The organism is Nocardia asiatica NBRC 100129 (genome assembly GCF_000308415.1).
GTDB lineage: Bacteria > Actinomycetota > Actinomycetes > Mycobacteriales > Mycobacteriaceae > Nocardia > Nocardia asiatica.
Window position 1 is genome coordinate 1 of the sequence record NZ_BAFS01000366.1, and the last position, 2,608, is coordinate 2,608.

The 2,608-nt window shown below is 68.3% G+C and carries 1 pseudogene; it reads right to left on the reverse strand.

From position 1 onward, the window contains the following. Positions 1-2,608, reverse strand: a pseudogene (locus tag ON27_RS45630) (Tn3 family transposase); the annotation flags it as partial.

Below are 2,608 nucleotides of genomic sequence, written 5' to 3' on the forward strand. Positions count from 1 at the left end.
GCGGGTGAGATGTGGGCTAGGACCTCGTCGTCGATGCGGTGGCCGGCCCGGCGCATCTGCTCGACGGCGAGCCCGTAGTACTCGGTGGTCCAGGCGATCACGGCGTTGGTGGCCAGGGTCAAACACCAGGCTTGTTCGGTCTGGTCTTGCAGCTGGCGGGCTCGGATCATGCCCTCGTGGGCATACAGCAGGTCGCGGCGCAGGGAGTGCAGGGATTCACCCTTGTTGAGCTGGCGGGATATCTTGCGCCGGTAATCCGGATCGGAGAGGTATTTCGCGGCGTAGATGGTGCGCCGCAACGCCCCGTACTCCTTGAGCGCCGCGGCCAGGGTGTTCTGGCGCCCCGACGCCGAGAGCTTGCCGACCAGCAGGGACGCGGTGGCGTGCCCGAACTTCAACGATCCGGCCAACCGCAGCAGATCGTCCCAGTGCTCGGCGACCAAATCCAGGTTGGCCTTACGGGTCATCAACGGGCCCGCGTGCGGGAACTGATCCTCGGCGGCCGCGCGCGGGCCCGGCCGGTACAAGGTGATGCGGCCCAGGTCCCGGATGCGCGGCGAGAGCTGCATACCGAGCAGGTCGAACAGCCCGAAGTTGACCAGGGTGACGCCGTGGGTGTCGGTGGCGTGTTCGGTGATCGGCAGATCGGTGGCGTTGCCCAGGATCTCGTCGAGCACGTAGTGGGCTTCGCGTTTGGTCGCCACGATCACCTTGGTGCCGTAGGTGGCGTGCTGGTCGGTGACATGAGTGTAGGTCGACAGGCCCTCGCCTGCGAAGTAGCGGCTCATCGGCCGCGCGGTGGTCGATTTCCCGCGAGTGGGGAAGCGCTGCCCGTCGCTCGACGACAGTGTGCCCGCGCCGAACACGGGTGTAAGCGGGAGTCGCTGGTGGTAGTCGATGATCGCGAGGTTGGCCGCGCGCAGGGTCTCCTCACGCACATACCATTCGTCGGTCCAGGACAAGATGTCATAGGAGATGCCTCAGGCTTCGGCCATCCGCGTCAGACCCAGGTTCGTCGAGTGCGCGAGCAGCACCGCGATCAGGTTGCGTTTCAGCTCCGGCGTGCGGGTCGCCTGGCCGCCAGCGTGGGTGAAGCAGTCCAGGTAGCCGGTGCGTTTGTCCAGCTCGATCAACAACGACACGATCGGCGCGAACGGCAGCATCTCGGTCAGCTCGGCCTTCAGCGCGACCGCCTCGGCCGGAACATCTTCCGCGGTCAACGGGGAGATGATCAGACCCCCGGACTCGTCATCCAGGCGCACCGGGCCCTCACCCTCGGCCAGCACCGCCTCCAGCTCGCCGACCGCGGCGTGCAGTTCCTCGACCACGGAGGCCAGGGCAACGCCGGAGTCGGCCGAGCGACCGACCAAACGGCAGAACTCGGTGCGCTGCGGTTCCCACTGCTGCAGCGTGAGCAGGTAGGCGGCCGGATTGGCATACCGGCGTGAGCCCGGCACGTACACGTCCCCGCTGCGCAGCCCGTCACGCAGCCCCAACAGCACACACAGCTCCCAGTAATGCCGATACGCCGTCGCGCTGCGGGACTTGCGCGCCGCATCGAGGTAGCCACGCCACTTCGTGGGCACGAACCCGGTCGGGGCCTCGTCGAAGACCTTCCGCCGACCGGTCGCGTTGAGCTCGCGCAGCATCGCGACCGCGATCAGCAGCTCGGACGCGGCGGTCCCGCCGGCGAAACCGACCGTGGCGAGCACCGCGGGGGTGAATTGGCGCAGGTAGTTGTAGGAGGAGTCCAGCGCAGCGAGATGCCCGTGATCACGCGGCAACCTGGGCTTGGCCTGCGCGATCGCCGCCCGCAGGCGTTCCCATCCGATCTTTTCCCCGCGGATCAGCGCGCCGATCTCCTCATCGGCCACCGCTGGGTCGGTGACGATGGCCAGTAGGTCGTCGAGCAGGGCTTGGCGGTCCTCCCCGGATTTGCCGCGTTCGGCGAGTTCGGCCTGCATCCGGCGTTCGGCGGCCCCGAATTTCGCCGAGATCGCCTGATCGAACAACGCCACGACTTCATCGAGGACGTCGGTGCCGGACTGGGCCAGCACCGTGAGCAGGATCGGATACCGGCGCTGCGGGTCCCGGCGTTCCAGCGCCTGCGGGGTCAACCGGCGGCCCATCGTGGCCAGGAACCGGCGCCGCTCGGCGGGCAGCACCGACAGATCCAGGCGATCCGCGCCCAACCCGCGCAGGAACGCCAGCTTGTCTACCTCGGCGCGCACAGCGCCGCCGACGCCTCCACCGGCCCGGTCGACAACCACCGCAGCCGCGATACCCCGAGCGAGGCATCAACGGCCAGCAGCGCGTCCAACTCGGCGCAGCGCGCCGGGGTGAACTCGTGCGCCAAGCGATCGTAGGTTTCGCGCTGGGCCTGCTCGCGGGCGTGGGCGATGCGTTCGACCATGCTCACCGGGCCGGGCCAGATCACCCGCGCCGAGATCAGGTATTCACACCCCAACCGGAACAGCAGGGTCGGGGAATCGTGTTCCATCGCTCGCGCGAGCAGGAACTCGTCGAGCTCTTTGAGTTCGAGCGCACCGGCCGCCCGCCACCCGAGGTACTGGGCGACCAGGCGAAGATGGTCGGTCCGGGTCTGGGC